Origin of the sequence: Nonomuraea sp. NBC_00507 (genome assembly GCF_036013525.1) — a bacterium.
Classification (GTDB): Bacteria; Actinomycetota; Actinomycetes; order Streptosporangiales; family Streptosporangiaceae; genus Nonomuraea.
The window spans coordinates 8,383,170-8,406,634 of the sequence record NZ_CP107853.1; the positions used below are offsets into that span (position 1 = coordinate 8,383,170).

General features: G+C 72.6%; 18 protein-coding genes. 8 read left to right on the top strand and 10 right to left on the bottom strand.

What is annotated here, in order from left to right; genetic code table 11:
* The first annotated feature begins 13 nt into the window (after nucleotides 1–13).
* From OHA25_RS61615 to menC, 5 genes are all read left to right on the top strand, one after another.
* Nucleotides 14–967, top strand: coding sequence for a D-ribose ABC transporter substrate-binding protein (locus OHA25_RS61615; RefSeq protein WP_371825984.1), 954 nt, complete (start codon nucleotides 14–16; stop codon nucleotides 965–967).
* A 5-nt stretch (nucleotides 968–972) separates the two neighbouring features.
* Nucleotides 973–1,884: a ribokinase gene (locus tag OHA25_RS40470; RefSeq protein ID WP_327582190.1), complete on the top strand. Its 912-nt coding sequence runs from the start codon at nucleotides 973–975 to the stop codon at nucleotides 1,882–1,884.
* Nucleotides 1,881–2,270 (top strand): D-ribose pyranase, encoded by a 390-nt coding sequence (gene rbsD / locus OHA25_RS40475; RefSeq protein ID WP_327582191.1) that lies wholly within the window; start codon nucleotides 1,881–1,883, stop codon nucleotides 2,268–2,270. Before OHA25_RS40470 ends, rbsD begins: the two co-directional genes overlap by 4 nt.
* Nucleotides 2,271–2,386: 116 nt before the next feature.
* The gene (locus OHA25_RS40480) at nucleotides 2,387–3,151 is read left to right on the top strand and encodes a GNAT family N-acetyltransferase (RefSeq protein ID WP_327582192.1); all 765 of its coding nucleotides are present in this window, start codon (nucleotides 2,387–2,389) and stop codon (nucleotides 3,149–3,151) included.
* On the top strand, nucleotides 3,148–4,248 hold the full coding sequence (gene menC / locus OHA25_RS40485) for an o-succinylbenzoate synthase (protein ID WP_327582193.1): 1,101 nt from the start codon (nucleotides 3,148–3,150) through the stop codon (nucleotides 4,246–4,248). The genes OHA25_RS40480 and menC overlap by 4 nt, the downstream gene beginning before the upstream one ends.
* On the opposite strand, the gene OHA25_RS40490 is transcribed toward menC, so the two are convergent.
* From OHA25_RS40490 to OHA25_RS40525, 8 genes are all read right to left on the bottom strand, one after another.
* Entirely contained in the window at nucleotides 4,238–4,915 is a 678-nt protein-coding gene (locus tag OHA25_RS40490) for an ABC transporter ATP-binding protein (RefSeq protein WP_327582194.1), read from the bottom strand. The two genes, menC and OHA25_RS40490, sit on opposite strands and share 11 nt — an antisense overlap.
* On the bottom strand, nucleotides 4,912–6,714 hold the full coding sequence (locus OHA25_RS40495) for a dipeptide/oligopeptide/nickel ABC transporter permease/ATP-binding protein (protein ID WP_327582195.1): 1,803 nt from the start codon (nucleotides 6,712–6,714) through the stop codon (nucleotides 4,912–4,914). Before OHA25_RS40495 ends, OHA25_RS40490 begins: the two co-directional genes overlap by 4 nt.
* Nucleotides 6,714–7,718, bottom strand: coding sequence for an ABC transporter permease (locus tag OHA25_RS40500; protein ID WP_327582196.1), 1,005 nt, complete (start codon nucleotides 7,716–7,718; stop codon nucleotides 6,714–6,716). The genes OHA25_RS40495 and OHA25_RS40500 overlap by 1 nt, the downstream gene beginning before the upstream one ends.
* Complete coding sequence (locus OHA25_RS40505) at nucleotides 7,718–9,301, bottom strand: ABC transporter substrate-binding protein (protein WP_327582197.1); 1,584 nt, start codon at nucleotides 9,299–9,301, stop codon at nucleotides 7,718–7,720. Before OHA25_RS40505 ends, OHA25_RS40500 begins: the two co-directional genes overlap by 1 nt.
* A gap of 97 nt (nucleotides 9,302–9,398) precedes the next feature.
* Nucleotides 9,399–10,988, bottom strand: coding sequence for a PucR family transcriptional regulator (locus OHA25_RS40510; RefSeq protein WP_327582198.1), 1,590 nt, complete (start codon nucleotides 10,986–10,988; stop codon nucleotides 9,399–9,401).
* Between the two features lie 80 nt (nucleotides 10,989–11,068).
* Nucleotides 11,069–12,625 carry a serine hydrolase domain-containing protein gene (locus tag OHA25_RS40515; RefSeq protein ID WP_327582199.1) on the bottom strand — a complete coding sequence of 519 codons (1,557 nt, stop codon included), beginning with the start codon at nucleotides 12,623–12,625 and terminating at the stop codon, nucleotides 11,069–11,071.
* 10 nt (nucleotides 12,626–12,635) lie between these two features.
* A complete protein-coding gene (locus OHA25_RS40520) occupies nucleotides 12,636–13,949 on the bottom strand; it encodes a serine hydrolase domain-containing protein (RefSeq protein WP_327582200.1) in 1,314 nt (437 codons plus the stop codon).
* Nucleotides 13,913–15,844, bottom strand: a complete 1,932-nt coding sequence (locus tag OHA25_RS40525) for a S9 family peptidase (protein WP_327582201.1) — start codon at nucleotides 15,842–15,844, stop codon at nucleotides 13,913–13,915. The genes OHA25_RS40520 and OHA25_RS40525 overlap by 37 nt, the downstream gene beginning before the upstream one ends.
* A gap of 237 nt (nucleotides 15,845–16,081) precedes the next feature.
* Here OHA25_RS40525 and OHA25_RS40530 point away from each other — a divergent pair, with 237 nt between their 5' ends.
* Nucleotides 16,082–16,798: a DUF3152 domain-containing protein gene (locus tag OHA25_RS40530; RefSeq protein ID WP_327582202.1), complete on the top strand. Its 717-nt coding sequence runs from the start codon at nucleotides 16,082–16,084 to the stop codon at nucleotides 16,796–16,798.
* Here the strand turns inward: OHA25_RS40530 and OHA25_RS40535 are convergent.
* Entirely contained in the window at nucleotides 16,795–17,367 is a 573-nt protein-coding gene (locus OHA25_RS40535; protein WP_327582203.1) for a TetR/AcrR family transcriptional regulator, read from the bottom strand. The two genes, OHA25_RS40530 and OHA25_RS40535, sit on opposite strands and share 4 nt — an antisense overlap.
* A gap of 106 nt (nucleotides 17,368–17,473) precedes the next feature.
* Between OHA25_RS40535 and OHA25_RS40540 the strand changes: the two genes are divergently transcribed.
* Nucleotides 17,474–18,262 carry an oxidoreductase gene (locus OHA25_RS40540; RefSeq protein WP_327582204.1) on the top strand — a complete coding sequence of 263 codons (789 nt, stop codon included), beginning with the start codon at nucleotides 17,474–17,476 and terminating at the stop codon, nucleotides 18,260–18,262.
* Between the two features lie 90 nt (nucleotides 18,263–18,352).
* Entirely contained in the window at nucleotides 18,353–19,483 is a 1,131-nt protein-coding gene (locus OHA25_RS40545; RefSeq protein WP_327582205.1) for an MBL fold metallo-hydrolase, read from the top strand.
* A gap of 41 nt (nucleotides 19,484–19,524) precedes the next feature.
* Here OHA25_RS40545 and OHA25_RS40550 read toward each other — a convergent pair whose 3' ends face one another.
* Nucleotides 19,525–23,412: an AAA domain-containing protein gene (locus OHA25_RS40550; RefSeq protein ID WP_327582206.1), complete on the bottom strand. Its 3,888-nt coding sequence runs from the start codon at nucleotides 23,410–23,412 to the stop codon at nucleotides 19,525–19,527.
* Between the last annotated feature and the right edge of the window lie 53 nt (nucleotides 23,413–23,465).

A 23,465-nucleotide genomic window follows, 5' to 3' on the forward strand; every position in this document is an offset into this window, starting at 1 on the left:
TGAGGTACCACCCATGCGCATCCACGCCCTCATCGCGGCGGGCGCCGCTCTGACCCTCGGCCTGACCGCCTGCGGCTCGTCCGGCACGTCCTCCTCCGGCTCGCCGGCAACCGCCTCCGGCGGCGACGTCAAGATCGGCATGTCGATCTCCACCCTGAACAACCCCTACTTCGTGCAGCTGCGCGAGGGCGCCGAGGCCGAGGCCAAGAAGCTGGGCGTCACGCTGACCGTCACCGACGCGCAGAACGACGCCTCCCAGCAGGTGAACCAGGTGCAGAACTTCACCAGCCAGAACATGAAGGCGATCATCATCAACCCGGTCGACTCCGACGCCGCCGCGCCTGCGGTCAAGGTCGCGGAACGTTCCAGCATTCCCGTGCTCGCCGTGGACCGCGGCGTCAACGGGGCCACGGTCGCCCAGACCGTCGCCTCCGACAACGTGGCCGGCGGCAAGCTGGCCGCCGAGCAGCTCGCCAAGGAGATCGGCGAGAAGGGCGAGGTCGTCGTTCTCCAGGGCGTGCCCGGCACCTCGGCCTCGCGCGACCGCGGCCAGGGCTTCACCGAGGGCATCAAGGCGTTCCCGAACATCAAGGTCGTCGCCCAGCAGCCGGCCGACTTCGACCGCACCAAGGGCCTGGACGTCATGACGAACCTGCTGCAGTCGCACCCCGGCGTCACCGGCGTGTTCGCCGAGAACGACGAGATGGCGCTCGGCGCGATCAAGGCGCTCGGCGCCAAGGCCGGCAAGGAGGTCAAGGTCGTCGGCTTCGACGGCACCCCGGACGGGCTGAAGGCGATCGAGGCCGGCACCCTGGCGGCCAGCATCGCCCAGCAGCCGGCCCTGCTCGGCCAGCAGTCCGTGCAGAACGCGGTCAAGGCCGCGGGCGGCGAGAAGCTGGAGGCCACCCTCAACGTGCCGGTGAAGGTCGCCACGAAGGACAACCTGTCCGAGTTCACCGGGGCATGAGCACGGTGGGTGAACAGGACGAAGGCCGGCCCCGCCACCCGTTCGACGTCGTGGTGGTGGGGTCGGCCAACGCCGACCTGATCGTCCGGGTGGAACGGCATCCCGCGCCGGGCGAGACCGTGCTCGGCTCGGAGCTCGCCGTCCACCCCGGAGGCAAGGGCGCCAACCAGGCCGTGGCCGCCGCACGGCTCGGGGCACGGGTGGCGCTGCTCGGCCGGGTCGGCGCCGACGGGCACGGGCGGCTGCTGCGCGAGTCGCTGGAACGTGACAGCGTCGACCTCGCTCACCTGCACGACACGCCCGCCGCCAGCGGCATCGCCATGATCGCCGTCGGGCCGCAGGGCGACAACAGCATCATCGTCGCCCCCGGCGCCAACGCCCGGCTCACCGAAGCCGACGTGCTGGACGCGGCGCCGCTGCTGCGGTCGGCTCCGGTCGTGTCCCTGCAGCTGGAGATCCCGCTGCCGGCGGTGCTCGCCGCGGCCCGGCTGGCCCGCCGCGCGGTGCTCAACCTGTCGCCGGCCGCTCCGGTGCCGGACGAACTGCTGGCGCTGTGCGATCCGCTGGTCGTCAACGAGCACGAGGCGGCCCTGCTGCTCGGCGTACCCGGCGAGCCGGACCGGCAGGCCAAGAGCCTGCTGGCACTCGGCCCCCGCTCGGTCGTCATCACCCTGGGCGCCGACGGGGCCGTGGTGGCCGAGGCCGGCGTCGTCCACGCGGTGCCCAGTCCCCGCGTGACGGCCGTGGACACGACCGGGGCCGGCGACGCGTTCACCGGGGCGCTGGCCTGGAGGCTGGCCGCGGGCGAGCCGCTCGCGGATGCCGCGGCGTTCGCCGCCAGGGTAGGCGCCGCGGCCGTACGCAGGCCGGGGGCGCAGGATTCGTACCCGACGATGACGGAGGTGGAGTACCTGTGAAGCGCGGCGGCGTCATCAACGCGGCCCTGGCGGGAGCCCTGGCCCGGCTCGGGCACACCGACGAGCTGCTCATCTGCGACAGCGGCATGCCGCTGCCGGCCGGCGTGCCGGTGGTGGACCTGGCGTTCGTCGCGGGCATCCCGTCGTTCGGCGACGTGCTCGACGGCATCCTCGCCGAGATCGTCGTCGAGGGCGCCACGGCGGCCGAGGAGGTCCGCGGGGCCAACCCCGCCTGCGACGCGCTGCTCGGCGAGCGGCTGCCGGGGCTGGCGTACGTGCCGCACGAGCGGCTCAAGAAGCTCTCCGCCGCCGGCAAGCTGGTGGTGCGCACCGGTGAGGCGCGACCGTACGCCAACGTCATCCTGCGCTGCGGCGTCGCCTTCTGACCGGGCTCCGGTGCGCTTCGACGAATGCGCGCCTCCTCTTGGTTGTCCGGCACGAATACGCCGACCGCACCATGGCATACCGTCGCCGGTGAACGTCCAGGAGGAAAGGCGGCAAGTTGATCGCGGTCAGGGAGCTCCATGAGATCGCGGAGTTCGAACGGGTCCTTGACCTGTACGACGAGATCTGGCACTTCGGATCCGGCGACCCGCCCGTCACGCTGGAGCTGATGTGCGCGTTCGCGCACTCCGGCAATTACGTGGCGGGCGCCTTCGACGGTGACCGGCTCGTCGGCGGCTCGGTAGGCTTCTTCGCCGCGGGCGGCACGCTGCACTCCCACATCACCGGCACGACCGCACGACAAGGCGTCGGGCTGGAGCTGAAGCTGCACCAGCGGCGCTGGGCCCTGGAACGCGGCCTGGAGTGCATCACCTGGACCTACGACCCTCTCGTACGCCGCAACGCCCACTTCAACCTGGCCAAACTCGGCGCCCGCCCCCAGGAGTACCTGCCCTGCTTCTACGGCGTCATGGACGACGCCATCAACCAGGGTGACGAGTCCGACCGCCTGCTCGCCTCCTGGCCGCTCACCGCACCGCACGTCGAAGCTCTCGCACGTCGCGAGCCGTACGTCACAGCGGCGCCGGAGGACGCCGTCGTGGTGCTCGCGGACGAGGGCGGGCGGCCCGTCGTGGGGCGCGCAGACGGGGCGACGGTGCTGGTCGGCCTGCCCGCCGACATCGAGGCGTTGCGGCGGAGCGATCCGGGCACGGCCAAGGCGTGGCGGCACGCCGTTCGCGACGTGCTCGGCGGCCTGATGGCCGAAGGCGGTCAGGTGACCGGGTTCTGCGAGAAGTCCTTCTATGTAGTGGAGAGAGTGTGAAGATCACCGGGGTTGAGCTGCGGCGGATCGCGATGCCGCTGGTGGCGCCGTTCCGCACCTCGTTCGGCACCGAGACCGCCCGCGACGTCCTGCTGGTCAGGGTCGTGACACCGGACGCCGAAGGATGGGCCGAGTGCGTGGCCATGTCCGAGCCGCTCTACTCCCCCGAATACGCCGACGGCGCCGCCGAAGTGATCCGCCGCTTCCTGCTACCCGCCCTACCCAAGAACCTGAACGTCCACGACGTCGGCCACGCCCTCGAACCGATCAAAGGCCACCGCATGGCCAAGGCCGCACTGGAAACCGCCGTACTGGACGCCCAGCTGCGCGCGGCGGGCGAGTCGTTCGCCCGCTTCCTCGGCGCGACCCACACCCGAGTGCCGTGCGGGGTATCGGTCGGCATCATGGACTCCATCCCGCACCTGCTCGACGCCGTCGCCGGCTACCTGGACGAGGGCTACCTCCGGATCAAACTGAAGATCGAACCCGGCTGGGACCTCGAACCGGTCCAGGCCGTACGCGAACGGTTCGGCGACGACATCCTGCTCCAGGTCGACGCCAACGCCGCCTACACGCTCGCCGACGCCCCACGGCTGGCCCGCCTGGACGCGTTCGACCTGCTGCTGATCGAGCAGCCGCTGGCCAACGACGACCTCATCCAGCACGCCAAGCTGGCACAGCGTCTCAAGACGCCGATCTGCCTGGACGAGTCGATCGAGTCGGCCGAACACGCCGCCGCCGCGATCGCGCTGGGCTCCTGCTCCATCATCAACATCAAACCCGGCCGCATCGGCGGCTACCTGGAAGCCCGGCGCATCCACGACCTCTGCCGAGCCAACGGAATCGCCGTGTGGTGCGGCGGCATGCTCGAAACCGGCCTCGGCCGAGCCGCCAACGTGGCACTGGCCGCACTCCCCGGCTTCACCCTCCCCGGCGACACCTCGGCATCGCGCCGCTACTACGCCACCGACATCACCGAACCGTTCGAGCTCGCAGACGGGCACCTGGACGTACCCACCCGCCCCGGCATCGGCGTCGAGCCCATCCCGGACATACTCGACGCGGTGACCACCTCCACCGAGTGGATCACCCTCTGAGCCGTGGCACCGAGGCCAGCAGCGCGCGCGTGTAGTCGTGGGCCGGCTCGCCGACGACTCGCTCGGCGGGCCCGTGCTCGACGATCCGGCCGCGGTGCATGACGGCGATGGTGTCGGCGACGTACCGGACGACAGCCAGGTTGTGCGAGATGAACACCATCGACAGCCCGAGTTCGTCGCGCAGCCCGCGGACCAGGTTGAGCACCGCGCCCTGGACCGACACGTCGAGCGAGCCGGTGATCTCGTCGGCGACCAGCAGGGCCGGGTCACCGCCCAGGGCGCGGGCGATCGCCACCCGCTGCCGCTGGCCGCCCGACAGCTCGCGCGGGTAGCGCCCGGCCAGCTCGGCAGGCAGGTGGACGAGGCCGAGCAACCGCGGCACCTCCGTGGCGCGGCGGCGCTTCGCGATGCCCTCCCCGACCGTCTCGCCGATCGTCATGCGCGGGTCGAGCGACGCGTACGGATCCTGGAAGACCATCTGGACACGCGGGGCGCCCTCGATCGCGCCCGTATAGGGCACGAGCCCGCTCACGGCCCTGGCCAGTGACGACTTGCCCGATCCCGACTCGCCCACGAGGCCCACGACGTGGCCGTCGGGGACCTCCAGGGTGACGTCGTCGACCGCGGTGAAGCCGCCGTAGCGTACGGTCAGACCTTCGATCCTCACGAGGTGACCTCCCAGCAGGCGACCCGCTGCCGCGGACCATGGACGACGAGTTCGGGATGTTCCGTCCGGCATTGTTCGGTGGCGAGCGAGCACCGGCCGGCGAACGCGCAGCCCGCGCCGACCTGTGCCGGGGCCGGCTGCGTGCCGGGGATGCCGGCCAGCGGGCGGCTCCGGTCGGTGTCGAGGTCCGGCAGGGACGCGACGAGCGCCTTGGTGTAGGGGTGCGCGGCACCGCCGGCGAGCCGGTCGGCGGGCAGTTCCTCGACCACCCGGCCCGCGTACATGACGACGACGCGGTCGCACAGCTCGCCGACGACGGCGATGTCGTGGGAGATGAACAGCAGGGCCGCGCCCGTCTCCTCGACGACCTCGCGCAGCAGCCGCAGGATCTGCCGTTGCACGGTCACGTCGAGGGCGGTCGTGGGCTCGTCGGCGACGATCAGGCGTGGCGTGCCCATGAGGCCCATGGCGATGACCGCGCGCTGGCGCATGCCGCCGGACAGCTCGTGCGGATGCTGGGCGGCGTGCTTGGCGGGGTCGGGCAGGTGGACGTGGCCGAGCCGGTCGACGGCGCGGCGCCGCGCGGCCGCGCGGCTCGCGCCCTGGTGGACGACGGCCACCTCGGCGAGCTGGCCGCCGACTTTCAGCGCGGGGTTGAGCGAGGCCATCGGGTCCTGGAACACCATGGCGAGCGCGGTGCCCAGTTCCTTGCCGGACAGGGTGGCGACGCCGGCGCCACCGAGGCGCAGCCGCCCATACGTCACCGTGCCGGGATAGGGAACCAGGCCGCCGATGGCGGCGGCGGTCAGGCTCTTCCCGCTGCCGGACTCGCCCACCAGACCGACGATCTCCCCCGGCGCCACGATCAGGGACAGCCCGCGTACAGGGGTCGAGCCGCCGGGGAAGGAGACTGTCAGGTCGCGGACCTCCAGGACGGCGTCCGGGTCCGGCTCCCCGGCGGGCTCCGGCGGCTCAGGGCGTACGGTCTCGCGCTGCCCGGCCGAGGAGCGGGCGGCGGCCCTGGCCAGGGTGTCGCCCAGCAGGTTGAAACCGATGCCGGCCAGCGCCACGGCTGCCGCGGGACCGAGCGCGACCACGGGGGTGACGTAGATCCGCGCGAACCCGTCGAACAGCAGGCGCCCCCAGTCGAAGTCCGGCGGCTGCACACCGAGACCGAGGAACGACATGCCGGCCAGGCCGAGCAGCGCGCCGCCGAGCGACTGGGCGAGGTTGAGGATGAGCGGTTCGGCGATGTTGGGCAGGATGTGCCGGGTGAGGATGCGGCGGCGAGGCACGCCCAGCATGCGGGCCGCGGCCACGTAGTCCGCGCCGGCGACCGAGGCGGCCAGAGTCTGGGTGAGCCGCGCGAAGCCGGGCGCGATGGCCACGCCTATGCCGAGCACCGCGCCACGCGCGCCGAGCCCGGTGACCGCCGCCGTGAACATGGCCAGCAGCAGGCCGGGAAAGGCCACCAGGGCGTTGACCGCGCCGGTGACCATCCGGGCGGCCCGCCGGGGCAGCACGGACGGGAGCGCGCCGAGCAGGATGCCGCCGGTGGCGCCGATGAGCGTGGCCGCCAGCGCCAGGGCCAGGGAGTAGCGGCCCGCCACCAGGACCCGGGCCAGCAGGTCGCGGCCCAGGTTGTCGGTGCCGAGCGGGTGTTCGGCGGAGGCCCCCTGGAGGATGGCGCCGGCGTCGATGCGTTCTGCCGCCTCGCCCCAGATGATGGGCCCGGCCACGGCCAGCACCGCCATGAGCAGCACCAGCACGCCGCCGATCAGCGCCGTCTTGGCCCGCATCAGGCCGCGACCTCCTTGATCTCCGAGGTGGGATCGAGCGCGCCGAGCACCAGGTCCACGACGAGGTTCACGATCAGCACGATGGCGCCGTACACGAGGATCACGGCCTGCGCGACCGGGTAATCCTTCTGCGTGATCGCCTCGACGATCTTCAGGCCGAGTCCGGGCCAGGCGAAGACGTACTCGACCAGGACGCTGCCGGCGATCAGCGAGGTCAGCAGCAGGCCGCCCACGGTCAGGGTGGCCGTGAGCGTGTTGGGCAGCACGTGCCGCAGGTGGAGCCGGGCCGCGGGCAGCCGCTTGGCGCGGGCCAGCCGCACGTAGTCGGTGCCCAGCTCGCGCAGGGTCTCCACGCGGGTGATCCGGGCGATCATCGCGATCGGCCCGACCGACAGAGCCAGGACGGGCAGCACGTACGTGAGCGGCCCGGCCTTGCCTGCGGGCGGGAACCAGCCGAGGCCGACGGCCAGCACGGCCACCAGCGCGATGGAGTACAGGAACTCGGGCACGGCCACGGCGGTGCCGGTGACCGTGCCGAAGGCCAGTTCGGTGCCGCGGTTGCGCCCGTTCTCCGTCCGTACCGCGGCCCACATGCCGAGCGGCACCGCCACGATCAGCGCCAGCGCGGTGGCCAGGAGGGCCAGGGCCAGGGTGTTCGGCAGGCGGGCCGCGATGACGTCGCCCACCGCCTCCCCTGTCAGGAAGGACGTGCCGAAGTCACCGGTCAGGACGTCGCCGACGTAGGTGATGAGCTGCTCCGGGAGGGGGCGGTCGAGGCCGAGCGCGGCTGTACGGGCCTCCACCAGCTCGATCGGGGCGGCCGGGCCGAGCGAGGCGCGCACCGGGTCGCCCGGGATGAGGTGGATCATCGCGAACGACGCCACCAGCAGCACCGCCAGCGACACGGCGAACCGCATGATCCGGCGCGCGGCCGTACGCAGCGTCCTGCGCGCGGCCGTGGCCGTCCTGCTGCCCGGGCGCTCCGGGGTCCGGGGGTCGCTCACTAGTCTCCTTGCGTGAGGCGGATCGAGGTGGGCACCAGGCTCCCGGCCATGGTGCGGAATGTGGCGCCCTTGCCGGCCAGCAGTGCCGTGGTGTCCACCACGGGCACCAGGTCGGCGGTTTCGAACAGGGCCGACTCCGACTCCAGCCACGTCGGGCAGGCTTCGGCGGCGGGGAGCTTGCTCGCCTTGGCGACGAGCTCCTCGTAGCGCTTGTTGGTCAGGTGGGCGAAGTTGGCGCCCTTGGGGGCGGACGGCCCCGACAGGAAGCCGACGAGCTGGCTGGGCAGCGTGACACCGATCGGCAGCCATACGACGTCCCAGTCCTGGGTGGCGTTGAGCGACTCCGACAGCTTGGTGTCGATCACGCCGTTCAGCTTCACGTCGATGCCGAGCTTCTTCCACGCCTCGGCCATGTATTCGGCGGCGGCCTGGTAGCCGGGGCCGCGGGTGGTGGCGTACATGTAGCGCAGGCTCAGCCGCTTGCCGTCCTTGGCCCTGAACCCGTCGGCGCCGAGCTTCCAGCCGGCCGCGTCGAGCCCGGCCGCGGCGGCCGCGGCGTCGAAGGCGGGCACGTGCCCGGCGACGGAGTCGCCCCGGCAGGGACGGGGCTCCAGGACCAGGCCGGTAGCGGGCTTGCCGGTGCCGCTGGAGGCGATGCCGGCCAGTTCCTGGAGGTTGATCGCCTGCGTCAGGGCCTTGCGGACCTCCGGGTCGCGGGCCGCCCTGTCGTCACCCTGGTGGTAGAAGAACTGGCCGGTGCTGGCCGTGAGCGACTGCTTGTTCACGCCAGGGGACGCCTCGACGCGGGACCGGTCGGGCCCGAGGAAGACGGCGCCGTTGAGAGAGCCGGCGACGAGGAGGTTGGCGGCGGTCTGCTCGTTCGGCACGACCTTCATCACCACCGTCTCCGGCAGGTCCTTGGCGGCGGCGCCGGCCGGCCCCCAGGCGTAGTCCCGGCGGACCTTGAACGTGTAGTGGTCGCCAGGGACCGCCTCGGTGAGCTGGTACGGCCCGCTGCCGGAGCTCGCCCGGGCGATCGAGGCACGGTCCTTCACCCCCTTGCCGCAGACGATGAACATCGACCGGGTGCTCTCCAGGATGAAGCTGAACGGCTCGGCCATGGACAGCGTCACCGTGCCGGCGGCGTCGTCGGCCTCCGCCTTCATGCCCGAGGGCACCAACACGCCGTAGATCGGCGACTTGGTGGCGGGGTCGGCGATGTGGTTGACGTTGTCGGCCACGTTCGAGGGGGTCACCGGGGAGCCGTCCGAGCAGGTGACGCCCTTCCGCAGGGTGAAGGTGACCGAGTCGGGCTTGACGTCCCATCTCTCGGCCAGCGCGGGGACGATCTTCCCCGACTCGTCTACGGAGACGAGCGTGTCGTAGGCGAGGGCCAGCACGTTGTTGGTGACCGACAGCACGCCCATGGCGGGGTCGAGGGCACCGGGGTCGGACGGGATCGCGAAGGTGAACGTGCCGCCCGTGGCCGGTTGACCCTGCTGCTCGGGACCGCTCGCCGTGCCTCCGCACGCGGCCGTGAGCAGAGCGAGCCCGGCGAGGGCCGCGACTGCGCGTTTTGTCATGAGCACTCCAGACGAGCAAGGGGGGTGGCCACAACCTTCCTGCCTGCGCAGATCCGGTTCTATGTGCCTGCACACGAAAAAGGCGGGGCGGCTCGTGCTATCGACCGAAGATCCGCATCTGCAGCATCACGGTGAGCCGGGCGTCGGGGTCGGACAGGTCGAGGCCGCTGATCTCGACCAGGCGCTTGAGCCGATAGCGGAAGGTGTTGGCGTGGACGTGCACCCGGGTGCTGGCCGCGTTGACGTCGCCGAACGCGTCGAGGTAGGCGCGCAGGGTGGCAGCCAGATCCGTGCCATGCTCGGCGTCGTGGTCCAGCAGCCGCTGGTAGGGGCCCGTGGGCGTCTGCTCCTCGGCCGCGGCCACGTCGGCCACCTGCAGCAGCAACGATTCGAAGTGCACGGCCGTGTAGCCGGCGACCTGACCGGTGGTGCCGCGGGCGCCCAGCACGCGCAGGGCCCGGTCGGCGTCCGCGCGTGACCTGGCCACCTGCGAGAGGTTGGCGGCCAGGCGGCCCACGCCGATGTTGGCGGCATGGCGGGGCCCGACCCTGGCGAGGAAGCTTTCCGCCACGCGTACGGCCCGCGCCTCCTCCTCGCCCGACGAGTGCAGCGGCAGCACGGCGTACGCGACGGAGCCGACGAGCGCGGCGGCGGCCTTGGGATGGATGGCGGCGACGTGCAGCGCCAGCGCGTCGCAGAACCGCTGCCGGTCGCTCTCCCCGCGGGCGGGGTCGCCCGCGGGGCCCTCGGAGACGAGCTGGGCGGCCAGCACGCAGAGCCGGGCGGTGGCGATGCCGAGCCGCCCGGCCGCCTCGGGCGCGTCGGCGCCGCCGGCCAGCACGGTGGACAGCAGGTCTGCGCGCATGCGCCGCTGGGTGTCGGCGCCGGCGCGCTCGCGCAGGAGCTGCAGCGCGACGATCTTGGCCGCCTCGGCGAGCGCGCGCTGCCGCTGTTCGCTGAGCGGCTCCCTCACGGCCACCCAGATGGAGCCGAGGATCTCATCGCCGCTGCGCACGGCCACGGCGACCCGATTGATCACGCTCTCGCCCTCGAGCTCCATGTAGATGGGCCCGCGGCTCTGGTAGAGCTGTTTGAAGAAGCCGCGCTCGTCGAGCATCCGCAGGTAGCGCTCGGGCACCTGGCGGCCGAGCACGGTCTCCACGCGGCCCGCGTCGGCCTCGTCCTGCCGGCCGGAGAAGGCGAGCACCCGCGACGACCTGTCCTCGATGGTGACGGGCGCGTCGAGCAACGCGCAGACCGCGTTGGCCAGCGAGAACAGGTCTCCCTGCGGTCCCTGCCCGGGCTCGGCCAGGTCGGCCTCGGCCAGCAGGGAGCGCAGCAGCGCCGCGACCTGCGCCCAGGAGGCGGCCCGGGTGAGGCCGAGCACGGCGACGCCGGTCTCCAGCACGGTGGTGCGGACCTGCTCGTCCACGTCCACGGGCAGCTTCACGACGACGCCGGCGGCGGCGGGCGCGCGTTCGAGGAGTGAGCAGATCTCCGCGGCGCCCCGCACGCCGACCGCGAGCAGGATTCCGCCCGGGGGGACGATCAGCTCGTCGAGCGGGTCGAAGATGTGCACGCCGGTGACCTCGGCGTCGAGATCCCCAGGTGAGGCCGCAACGTCGAGGACGGTGGTGCCGAGGTCCTCCAGGATCCGTCCCAGGCTGGCTCGAGGGCGGTTCCGCACGCGATCACGATAGTCCACAAAAACCGACATCAGCGGAGTAAGTCGACATCGTGCTCATGAAATGGACCAGGTCGCGCAGGTCAGTCACGGGCCACCGCACGGCCATTGTGCAGGTAGGCCGCGCGCCCGTCCCGCATCACGAACGTGACCACATCGTGCCGGCCGCCCTCGGCCTCGACGGCGATGAACGACTCGCCGTCGAGGTGCACGTATCGCGTGGTCGTGCGGGTGGCGCCCATGCTCTCCATGAAGGGGCCGGGGATGAGCGTGACGTCCAGGCCGTCTCCCGCCGCGGCGACCTCGTAGCCGAGCTGCGGGCCGGTGTAGCGGCCCGCGTACGAGGCGCCGTCCACCGGTTTCGGCGCCTGCGGCGGCAGGGGGTGCGCCGGCACCGTCAGGCCGGTCGCCTCCTCGATGACCGGCCGCGCCACGTCGGCCATGAGGCCGAAGAACGAGCCGCCGTTCCCGCTCATCGCGATGACGAAGCCCGAGCCCGGCACGATGCCCGACGTGCCCGAGCCCGGCACGATGCCCGACGTGCCCGAGCCCGGCACGATGCCCGACGTGCCCGAGCCCGGCACGATGCCCGACGTGCCCGAGCCCGGCACGATGCCCGACGTGCCCGAGCCCGGCACGATGCCCGACGTGCCCGAGCCCGGCACGATGCCCGACGTGCCCGAGCCCGGCACGATGCCCGACGTGCCCGAGCCCGGCACGATGCCCGACGTGCCCGAGCCCGGCACGATGCGCCAGAACGTGCTCTGCCCCGGCGTGCCGCCGTCATGGCCGAACGCTCCCCAGCCGAACAGCTCCACGCCGAGGCCCCACCGGTCGGCCAGCGCGCCGCCGACGCCGGGCACGTGGACCTGCGGCGTGAGCATCGCGGCCACCGACTCGTCAGCCAGCAGCCGGGCGCCGTTCGGCGCCAGGCCGCCTGCCGCCAGCGCCCGGCCGAACGCGACCAGCTCGCGCGGCGCCAGGCACAGGGTGGAGCCGGCCGGGGCGTTGGAGCGGGGCATCTGCCAGCGGGGGTAGACGGCGGCGTCCGGCCCGACGTGGCCCGCCGAGGCACGGAAGAGCACGGCCTCCTCGCCGAACAGCGCCGCGTGCGTGGCGCCCAGCGGGGTGAGCAGGCGCTCGCGGATCGCCTGCTCCCAGGTGCCGCCGCGCAGCCTGGCCACCAGCGCGCCGAGCACGCAGTAGCCGGCGTTGCAGTAGGAGAACAGCTCGCCGGGTTCGTGCACGTGCCCGGCGGTGCGCAGGTGGTCCAGGAACCTGTCCAGGCAGTCGTCGCCGCGCCCGGTGTCCTCGAACACGTCGCCGTCGAAGCCGGCGGTGTGCGTGAGCAACTGGCGGACGGTGACGCCGCCGAAGGCGAAGTCCGGCAGGTACTCCCCCACCGGCTTGTCGAGCTCGACCAGGCCGTCCTCGGCGAGCTGCATGACCAGCGCCGCCGTCCACACCTTCGTGGTGGAGCCGACCTGGAACACGCTGTCCGTCGTGGTCTCCACGCCGGTGGCCGTGTTGACCACCCCGGTGGCGGCCTCATGCAGCTCGCCGTCGTGCCAGACCGCGACGGCCGCACCAGGCACGCCGTGCTCGCGCGCCGCCTCGGTGAGGCGATCCCGCAGATCCATGTCGATCTCCTCAGCTGACCTTGGGAGTGGCGCGGGCGCCCAGGTGCACGTACCGGGTGCCGTCGGCCAGCTCGAAGAACACCGCCGCCATCCAGTCGCGGGTGCCGGGTGCCTGGAACAGGAACAGGTTCTCATCGACCGGGACGAAATCGGACTCCTCGGGCGGGTGCAGGGCGGCCAGCTCGCCGGTCGCCTCGAAGCGCAGCCGGGCCTTGCCGTCGTCGAGCACGCTCACCGTGATCCGGGCGCCCGCCCGCTCGTAGACGCCCACGTACGGGGCCACGTCCACGTCCGCCGGTGTCTCGGGCAGGGTCGGCGTGGGCGGCATGGTGAGGCCGTCCAGTTCGGCGAACAGCTCGGTGGCGACGGCCCGGGTGAACGCACCGCTCTGGCCGCCGTTGGCGGTCACGCAGACGACGGTCCCGGTGCCGGGCACGACCCACAGCATGGCGTGCTGGCCGATGGTGTTGCCGCCGTGGGAGATGACCTTGTGGCCGCTCCACTCGTCGATGATCCAGCCGAGGCCCCACTGCTTGCCCAGCGTGTACGGGTTGGGGATGTCGACCTGCGGCTCCCACATCGCGCTCGGATCCTTCAGCAGGCCACCTTCCAGATGGGCGCGCCCGAAGGCGACCACGTCGGCGGGTCGGGCGCAGATCAGCCCGGCCGGGCCCATCGACCGCATGAGGCCCCACACCGGGGCGGTCGTGCCGCCCTCGTGGCCCATCGCGGCGCGAAAGCGCAGCACGTCCTCAGGCAGCGTCCAGGTGTGGGTGAGGCCGAGCGGCTCGCAGATGCCCTCGCGCAGGACATCGTCCCAGCGTTTACTGGTCAGCCGCTCCAGCACCCGGCCGGCGATGACGAACCCGGAGTTGCAGTAGGACTGGGTGACGCCGAGCGGGTGGTTCTGCGCCAGGGTCGCACAGGCCGCCACGTACTTCTCCACGCAGTCGTCGCCGCGGCCCGTGTCGATGAACTGGTCGCCGTCGATGCCGCTGGTGTGGGAGAGCAGGTGCCTGATCGTCACCTTCTTGGTGGCCTCGGGGTCGGCCACCTTGAACTCGGGCAGCACCTCGATGACCGGCGTGTCCAGCGTCAGCCGGCCCTGCTCGACCTGCTGCATGATCAGGGTCGCGGTCCACACCTTGGTGACCGAGCCGATCTGGTAGAGCGCGTCGGTGGTCGCGTCGACGCCGGTGTCGGCGTTCAGTGTGCCGGCCGCGAACTCGTGCAGCTCGTCCTGGTGCCAGTACGCCAGCGCCGAGCCGGGAACCTCGTACTCGGCGATCAGCTCGGCGAGCCGCTGACCCATTGCTCCAGCCACGCGATGATCCTTTCGTTGTAGTCGTACCTGTGCGAGGGACGCCCGCTCAGGATGAACAGATGGCTCGCGCCGGGATAGCGCACCAGCTCGACGGGCACCCGGCGCTCGCGCAGGGCGGTGAACCACTGCTCGGCCTGGCCGACGGGGCAGCGGTCGTCGTCCTCGCCATGCAGGAGAAGCATCGGGGCGGTGACGTCCGTGACGTGGGCGATGGGCGACTGGGCGACCAGGTCACCGGGGTACTCGTGCACCTTCATCAGGTGGCCGAGGTCGGACGTGCCGCTCAGGCTCGTCAGGTCGCTCACGCAGCCGCCGGGGATCGCGGCCTTGAACCTGCCGGTCGTGGCCGACAGCCAGCAGCTCATGTAGCCGCCGTAGCTGTAGCCGGTGACGGCCAGCCGCTCGGGGTCGGCGACGCCGTCGGCGATCAGGACGTCGATGGGGGCAAGGAGGTCCTGGGCGTCGGCCAGCCCCCAGGCGCCGATGGAGGCGGTGTAGAAGTCCTCGCCGTACCCGTCGCTGGCGCGCGGGTTGACGGTGAGGACGGTCCAGCCGCGGGCGGCGAGGAGCTGGTGGTAGAGGTGGATGCCGTCGAAGACGGGCGACCAGGCGTTGTGCGGGCCTCCGTGCACGTCGAGCAGCAGCGGGCCGGGAGCCTGCGCGGTCTCGTCGCGCAGGACGAAACCCTCGACCTGGGTGCCGTCAGGGGCGGTGAAGGTGCGGCGGTGCGCGGTGAACAGTTCGATGTCGTCGAGGGCGTAGTCGGTGAGCCGGGATATATCCGGCGCTGACGCACCAGATATATCCGACATATCGCCTGACGTTACCTTTTTCAGGCCTGGCGCCATCAGGTAGACGTCTCCCGCGCTGTGCGGCGTCGCCGCCACGTACGCGACCACCCCCGCCGCCGTGCTGATCCCCGAGACGTTGACCTCACCGGGCACCAACCGCTCGCCCAGGGCCCCGTCGGGGGCACGGTAGAGGTGCGTCGAGCCGCCGTCGCGCGCGCAGAACAGCAGGTCCTCGCCGAGCAGCGCCGGGGTGCCGCCTGGATAGCCCGGGGCGCCGGTCATGACGTTCCGGTCGAGGCCCGTCTCCACCTCGGTCCACCCGCCGGGGCGGAGCGTGAACAGCCGGACGTGCCCGACCACGGTGCCCTTCAGTCCCGCGGCGACCAGCCGGTCGCCGCACCACCACACGCCGCCGCAGATGAGGCCGGGATCCGTCAGCCGCTCCGGCACGCCGCCCTTGGACGCGTCGACGGCGTACGCGGCCCCGCCCGGCTCGAGGTCACGGCCCGCGTCCATGGCGGCGGCGAACGCCAGGCGCAGGCCGTCGGGCGACCACGACGGCTCACCCGCGTGGAAGTCGCCCTGGGTGACCTGGACGGTTTCGCCGCTGGCCACATCCGTGACGAACAGGTGCATGGTCATGCCGCGCAGCAGCCCGGCGCCGTCGGCCTTGTGGTCGAGCCGCCCGGTAACGACGGGGGCGTTCGGGTCGGGCATCCCGCCGTCCTCGCCCGTTCCGACAGGTGCGGCGAAGGCGATGCGCGAGCCGTCCGGAGACCACACCGGCGCGCCGGCGCCGAGCTTCGCCGAGGTCACGGGGTCGGGCTCGCCGCCGTCCATCGGCAGCAGGTGGATCTGTGGCCGGTCGTCCACCGGTCGCAGGAACGCCAGCGTCCGGCCGTCCGGCGACCACCGCGCGGCGCTGCCTGCCGCCAGGCGCCGGGGCTCGACGCCAGGAGCGGCCAGCCAGATCTCGGTGCGGTTCTCGTCGGAGTCTCGGACGGCGGTCGTCAGGGTGTACGCCACCGCTCTCCCGTCGGGACGCATCTGGGGATCGGAAGGGACGGCGAGGCGGTAGAGGTCGTCGAGCGCGAGATGCGGCATGCACGAACGGTAAGCCTCCGTCGTCCCGGCATCTTCGGCGCTCCGGACGAAGGACGCCGCCCGTCTTGTGCGGGAGCCCAACGCCCAGCCCGGCGGAGCCGGCCCTCGGGCGACGTCGAGACGCTCAGCACCGTTGCGGTCCTGCCCCATGGGCTCGCGTCACCCCGGTGACCATATGTGATGAGCGGTTACGTAGAGTCGTATTCCTCCCCACCGTACACTCGTGGGGAGGACGCGTTGCCGCTGCTTGCGTTGCTCGTGCTGGCGCTGCTCGCCGCCGCCTGCGCCGCCGAGCCGCCCGCACCCGTTCCCGTCACTCCTTCCGCTCCCGCCGCTCGCGCCGTTCCTTCCGCCGCGCCGTCCAGCGCTCAGGCACGACCCGCCCCTTCCGCCGTGCCCGAGCCGGTCCCGCTGAAGGTCCCGCACGCGGCCTCCGGCAGGTACGCGGTCGTGCGCGGAGCCGCGCCGGCGCCGCCGGGTCGCGGGCCGGTGATCCGGTATCTGGTCGAGGTGGAGCGTGGCCTGCCGGTCGACGCCCGCGCGTTCGCCGCCCAGGTGCATCGCATACTCAACGACGCCCGCGGGTGGGCCAGGTTCCAGCGTGTCGATCGCGGCCCGGTGCGGGTGCGGGTCGCCCTGTCCAGCCCGAGTCTCACCGTCCGCCAGTGCCTGCCGCTGCGCACCGGCGGCGAGTTGTCCTGCTGGAACGGCACCCGCTCGATCATCAACGCGCTGCGCTGGGCGAAAGGCGTGCCGCAGTACGGGCGCGACCTGACCGCGTACCGGGCCTACCTGATCAACCACGAGGTCGGCCACGCCCTCGGGCACCACCACGAGTCCTGCCCGGGTCCCGGCAGGCTCGCCCCGGTCATGGTCCAGCAATCGAAGTCGCTGGGCCGCTGCCTGCCGAACCCGTGGCCGCACCCCGACCGCAAACGGCGCGACGGCGCTTAGAGGCCCTGGCCGGTGCCGACGCCCCGGAGCAGCGTGTCCACCACGCGGGTGGCGAGGGCGTCGGGGCCGGCGTCGCGGCTCTGGGCCGCCTCGTGGATCAGCGCGTAGTAGACCCGCCTGGCCCAGCCGGGATCCACCTCGGCCCGCAGCACGCCGGCCGCCTGCGCCCTCCTGAAGAGGCGATCGCAGAGTTCCTCCACGTCCGCGTGCACCCTGGCCACCTCGGGGTCGTCCGACAGCGCCCGGCTCATCGCGAACCCCCAGGTGCTCTTGACCCGCAGCACGCTGACCGTGACCTGGTAGAGCGCGACCAGCGGCGGCGTGTCCTCCGGGTGCGCGGACGCGACGGCCTCGGCGAACTGCCGGGTGGCCCATCCCGCCATCGCGTGCACCAGCGCCTCCCGCGAGGCGAAGCGCCGGTGCACGGTCGTGCGCGCCACCCCCGCGGCCTCGGCGATCTGCTCCATGCTGGCCGCCGGGTTCTTGCTGAGCACGCGCTCGGCCGCCTCCAGGATGGTCCGCACCGTCCGCGCCGCATCCGACCGCACCGCCCGCGTCGTCTCACTCACCCCCACAGGGTACGACACTGTCACGACTACTTCGTTAGTTGCATCATTGATGTTGCAAGTCGTATGGTTTAGGCATCACAACTGATGCATCTCATGAAGGAGAACCATGGACCTGCGACTCACCGGCAAGACGGCCGTGGTGACCGGCGCGAGCAGAGGGCTGGGCCTGGCGATCGTCCAGGCGCTGACCGGCGAGGGCATGCGCGTGGTGGCCGCCGCCCGGACGATCTCGCCCGCGCTGAAGGAGACCGGCGCGGTCGCCGTGGCGGCCGACCTGTCCACCGCGCACGGCCCCGCCGAGGTGATCGACCGCGCCCTGGCCGAGCTGGGCGCGATCGACCTGCTGGTCAACAACGTGGGCGGCGGCGACGGAGGCGAGGGCCAGACCGGCGGGTTCCTCGGCTTCGCCGACGAGCAGTGGCGGCAGACCTACGACCTGAACTTTTTCAGCGCCGTCCGCGCCACCAGAGCCGCCCTGCCGAGCCTCATCGGCCGCCGCGGCACTGTGATCAACATCTCCTCGATCGGCGCCCGTCTGCCGCACAACGGCCCGCTGCCGTACACGACCGCCAAGGCGGCGCTGACCGCGTTCGGCAAAGCGCTGTCGGAAGAGTTCGGCCCCCAGGGCGTGCGGGTCAACACGATCTCACCCGGCATCACCCGCACCTCGATATGGGAGTCCCCCGACGGGTACGGCGCCGCGGTGGCCGCCGCGCACGGCGTCGACCACGAGCCCTTCCTGGCGGCGCTGCCGTCCGTCAGCGGGATGACGACGGGCCGCCTCATCGAGCCGGAGGAGGTCGCCGCGCTCGTGACGTGGCTCGCCTCGCCGCACGCCGGGAGCATCAACGGCGCCGACTACGTCATCGACGGCGGGACGATCAAAACAGTGTGACCTATCGCGATATATCGTAGGGGCGGGAACACCGGGGGGTCCTGGCCCGGTTGAGCGAAGTGAAGAGACTTGCGAAGGGGAGAGTGAGCGATGGCGGATAAGCGGCGGGGCTCGACGGCACGGCGGATTCTGGCGGGCGGCGCGGCCCTCGTGGCGGCCGGCTGGGCGCTGCGGGACGTGCCGGCCGAGCTGGGCGTGCGGCCGCTGAGCTCGAGCCCGGACCGGGTGGCGCGGATGCGGCAGTCGGCGCAGTTCAGGGACGGCACGTTCTTCAACCCGATGCCCGAGCCGACGCATCTGATGACCACCCCGCCCGTGAACCTGTTCGCCCAGATGGCCAAGAACAAGGAGCAGCGCCGCCCCGCGGGTCCCGTTCCACTGCGGGTCCCCGCGCCGGGGCCGCCCCCCGCCGACGGCGTGCGCGTCGTCTGGTACGGCCACGCCTCCACGCTGGTGGAGATCGAGGGCAAGCGGGTGCTGTTCGACCCGGTGTGGAGCAAGCGTCCCTCCCCCTCGCAGCTGATCGGCCCGAAGCGGCACCACCCGGTGCCGGTCGCGATCGGCGAGTTGCCGCCGATCGACGCCATCGCGATCTCGCACGACCACTACGACCACCTGGACCTGGCGACCGTGCGCTCACTGACCAGGACACAGAAGGCGCCGTTCCTGGTGCCGCTGGGCATCGGCGCGCACCTGGAGCGGTGGGGCGTGCCCGCCTACCGGATCATCGAGCTCGACTGGGAGGAGGAGGCCCAGGTGGCGGGGCTGCGCTTCGTCGCCACGGCGGCCCGCCACTTCTCAGGGCGGGCGTTGACCCGCAACGACACGTTGTGGGGGTCCTGGGTGGTCGCCGGGGCGAGCAAGCGGGTGTTCTACGCGGGCGACTCCGGATACTTCGAGGGTTACCGGGGCATCGGGTCGGCGCACGGGCCGTTCGACCTGACGCTGATGCCGATCGGCGCCTACAGCCCCGCCTGGCCGGACATCCACATGAACCCGGAAGAGGCGGTCAACGCCCAGCTCGACCTTGGGGGCGAGCTGTTGCTGCCGGTGCACTGGGCGACGTTCACGCTGGCCCTGCATCCGTGGGCGGAGCCGGTCGATCGGCTGTGGCGGGAGGCCAAGGCACGCGACGTCAAGATCGTCGTTCCGCGGCCGGGCGAGGCCGTCGACACCACCGCGGCGCCGGCGGTGGACGGCTGGTGGGAGACGCTGAGCTGAGCGGGCGGCCCTCGCCGGGGCCGCCCGCTTGATCGGGGGCGTCAGCCGGGCCTGTCCAGCTCCCCGTCCGGCGCCCGCGAACGGCCGTCCAGCTCCCCGCCTGGCGCCCGCGAACGGCCGTCCAGCTCCGCGGCGGGCGCTCGCGTGCGCCGCTCCAGCTCGCGCCGGGGCTCCGGCGGCCGGTGGTCCGGCTCCGCGGCCGCGTGGGGCGGCGGCGCCGGCTCCGGCGCTCGCTCGGGTTCAGGCTCGGGTTCGGGTTCGTACGCCGCGACCGCCTCCTGATATGCCTTGCGCAGCTTGTCCGCCTCGGCCTGCGGGTTGTGGAACCAGTTCGTGGACCACAGGCGGTGGAAGTTCCAGCCGAGCCGCTCCAGGTGCTCCTTGCGCAGCCGGTCGCGGTCGCGCACGCTGCGCGAGTCGCGGTAGGAGGCGCCGTCGGCCTCGATCGCCAGGACCATGCGGTCGGGGTCCCTCGGGTGGGTGGCGGCGAAGTCGACACGGAAGCCGCCGACGCCGTACTGCGGGACGACGGTGATGCCATGCCTGGCCAGCCGGTCGCGCACATCGGCCTCGAACGGATTGAGTGCCGTGCCGCCCGAGGCGTCGGCGGGGGTGCCGCCGGAGCCCGCGTACTCCAGGTAGTCGGCCAGCAGGCGGGCTCCCGCCTTGGTGACGCGGGCGGGGTCCACGTCGTGGCTGGAGAACGAGCTGACCAGGGTGAGCCGGTGCTTGGCGCGGGTGGCGGCCACGTTCAGCCGGCGCTCGCCGCCGTCCCGCAGCAGCGGGCCCCACTGGTAGCGCATGCGGCCGTCGCGGTGCTTGCCGTACCCGATGGTGAGGATGATCGCGTCGCGTTCGTCCCCCTGGACGCGTTCGAGGTTCTTGACGAAGAACGGCTCCGGCGCGTCCTCGGCGAAGAACTCCTCCAGCTCGGGATGCTCGGCCAGCGCCTCCCGCAGCGCCTGGTCGACGCGTTCGGCGTGGCGCATGCCGAGCGCGATCACGCCGAGCGACTCGCCCGGGCGGGCGCGGGCGTGGTCCAGCACCAGCTCCACGACCTTGTCCACCTCGGCCGGCACCGACGCCTCCTGACCGGGCCCGGTGGTCGGGGCCGCCGGCTGGGCGACGACCACGTGCCGCAGGCAGTCACCGCGCGACACGCCGGGGAACGTGGTCAGCGCGCCGCCATAGATGCGGGCGTTCGAGAACGCCACCAGCCGCTCGTCCCTGCTGCGGTAGTGCCAGGTCAGCGGCCATGTCGGCAACAGCGGGCGGAGCGCGTCGAGCACCGACTCGAACCCGGCGCCGAACGACACCATGCTCTCCTCGTCCTCGGCGTCATCGGCCCCGTCACCCACCTGCCGGAAGAAGTTCGTCGGCGGGAGCTGCCGGTCGTCGCCGGCGACCACGATCTGGTGCGCCCGCATGACGGACGGGACCGCGTCGGCGGGCACGATCTGGCTGGCCTCGTCGAAGATCACCACGTCGAACAGCCTGGTCGCGGGGAGCACCTGGCTGACGATCAGCGGGGACATGGCCCAGCAGGGCTTGAGCGCGAACAGCACATCGCCCGTCTGGTCGAGCAGGCGGCGCAGCGGCAGCTGGCCCCGGCGCAGGGCCGCCTGCTTGCGGATCACCCTGGCCTGGAGCGGGTGCCGGTCCTCGGCGTCGCGCAGCCGGACCGCCCACGCCCGGCGGACCCGTGCCCGGTTGGCTGCCAGGTGCCGGATGTCGCGCTCACGGAAGTCGCCGGCGATCTCGTCGAGCGCGTCTCCCCTCTCCGCGGCGTACCGCGGGTCGCTGACCCTGACGTGGTCGAGGATGGAGGAGTACCAGGCGTGGTCGAACGCGGCCGCCGCCAGGTCCGCCGTCGCCTGCTTGCGTGCCAGGTCGTCGAGGAGCTGACCGAGGCCCAGGGCGTCGAACCGCACGCCCAGGTCGTACAGTCTGGGGAGTTTCCACGCGGTGTCGCGGTCGGCGCAGAGCGCGGCGAGGACCTCGCCGGGGTCGTCGGGGACGCGTACGTAGGCGCGCAGGGAGGCCAGCTGTGCCTCGCACTCGGCCTGCAGCCGCAGCAGCCCGCCGAGATCGGACGGCGGCCACGGCGGCCTGCCGGACGGGGAGGTGCCGTCGAGGCCGGCGCGCCAGGCGTCCGGCGCGGGTGGCGGGAGGCGGCGGGCGTCCCACTCGGCGAGCTGCTCGGCCGCCTCCGCCAGCGCCGCGTGCAGCTCGGCGCGCTCCGGCTTGCCGGCGCCCAGCCACAGGGCACGCGCCCGCTTGCGCAGCGCGTGACGCTCCCGCAGCCCTAGGGGACCATCGCCGGCAGTGCCGTCGCCCGCGGCGGCGGCCAGGCGGGACGGGTCGGACTCGAAGACGCGGGGCGACAGGCGCCGCATCGTCTGCGCCACCCCGGCGAAGAGCTGCAGCACCGCCACCCGTTCCCGATGCCCCTCCGGCGCGCGAAGGCCTGCCTCGGCGCACGCCTGGTCCACCCGGTACGCCAGCAGCGGCAGCAGGTGCGAATGCAGCCGCGACGCGAGATCGGCGGCCTGCCGGGCCTGCTCGGCGGTCCGCAGCGACGCCCCGTACCAGGGCGTGCTGCCGGGACGCAGGGTGAACCCGCCCAGGTGGGCGAAGTCGCGCAGCTCGTCCCTGATCCGGTCGGCCGCCTCACGGTCGATGCGCTCGGGTGGGAAGAGCCGCACCGGCGTACGTGCCTCGGCCGGCACGCCGAGCAGCGCCGACTGGATCTGGAACGCCGACACACCCCACGGCGGGCGCGGCTCGTGCAGCCCCGCCACGTGCCGCGACAGCCGGCGCTGCCGGTCGATGAGCCGCCGGTCCAGCTCCTGCTCGGGCCTTTCGGTCACGGTCTGGGCGAGGTCGAGCGTGTCGCCCAGGTCCCGGGCGATGCGCAGCCGGTCACGCGTGCCCTCGTGGATGTCGAGCACCAGGTCCCCCAGGTCGGCGCCCTTGAGGCGGGACAGCACGGCGTCGATCGCGGCCCGCTTCTCGGCCACGAACAGCACCTTGCGCCCTTTGGCGACCAACGCCGCGATCAGGTTCGCGATGGTCTGGCTCTTGCCGGTGCCCGGCGGCCCGTGGATCACGAGACTGCGGCCGGACAGCACGGCGTCGATGGCGCTGCGCTGGGAGGAGTCGGCGTCGAGCACCGAGTAGTCGTCCTCCGGCGAGTCCAGCGCCAGCACCTCCCCCCTGTCGCCCGACAGCAGCTCCTGCGCCTCGGGGTCGCCGGCGATGGCGGCCACCACGTCGCTGTCGGCCAGCAGCTCGCCCGCCGCCTGCATGTCCCTGACCATGGGCAGTTTGGAGTAGGTGAACGTGCCGATGACCCGCCGGTCCTGGATGTCGAATCCCGGCACCTCGGCGGCGGCCGCGACGGCGCGCAGCTGGTCGTGGTCGCCGGTGGCGCGCTCGGCGTCGGCGCCGTACACGGTGGCGAGCTTGTGCAGCAGCACCGGGTTGACCTCGTCCTCGTCGTCGAGCGCGAGGTGGAAATCGTCGTGCCTGGCCCGGGTGGGGGTGATGGTGAGGCCGCGCAGCAGCACGGGCGCGGCGGGCTCGAGGAACAGCTCGTCCCACCTGGCCATGCCGGTGGCCAGGTACGCGGCCCGCAGGCCGCGCTCCTCGAGCAGCTCGCGGGACTTGCGGTGGATGGCCTGCACGCGTCTGATCGCGTCGGCCCTGGCATCGGCGTCGCTGAACAGGCGGGTGAGCCTGATCGAGCCGGTGCGGAGGAAGCGTTCGAGGTTCGCGGGGTCGGCCGCGGCCAGGTCGAGGGTGCCTGCCCGGCGGTCCTTGTAGTAGAGCAGCGTGTTGCGCCCGCCCAGGTCGGTGAGCGCCGATATCCAGTTCGCCTGGGCCGCGGCGATCAGCTCGGCCCGGCGGTTGTCCGATGGCTCTGCCATGAACGCTACTTCTGCCCTGACGCGGCCTTTGCAGTCGCTTGACCGCGCGGTGC